Origin of the sequence: Marseilla massiliensis (genome assembly GCF_016899955.1) — a bacterium.
Taxonomy (GTDB): Bacteria; Bacteroidota; Bacteroidia; order Bacteroidales; family Bacteroidaceae; genus Prevotella; species Prevotella intestinigallinarum.
In genome coordinates this window covers 1-238 of record NZ_JACJJL010000124.1, presented here as the reverse complement: position 1 = coordinate 238, position 238 = coordinate 1, and the positions used below count along the sequence as shown (strand labels likewise).

The window sequence follows — 238 nt, the reverse complement described above, 5'->3', positions numbered from 1 at the left end:
ACCGACAACAGCCTTTCCTCTTTGGGCTTGGAATCATCTGTACCTGCTAAGACATTATCTATGGTAGAAGCATCCAATTCTTCAAGATGAAAATCAACATATTCTTTTACATCACCTCCATCTTCGTAATCTGAACGAATGGCGGCTTCTACATTGGTTTTATGTTGTTTTAAGTTCTTGATATAACTCTCGTATTCTGCAACCCAGTCATGTTCTGGCACGCCATCATAGAAATTCA

Annotated in this window: 1 pseudogene; it reads right to left on the bottom strand. The window is 39.1% G+C overall.

The window, feature by feature from the left end:
- Nucleotides 1-238 (bottom strand): annotated as a pseudogene (locus tag H6B30_RS16210) (DUF2004 domain-containing protein); the annotation flags it as partial.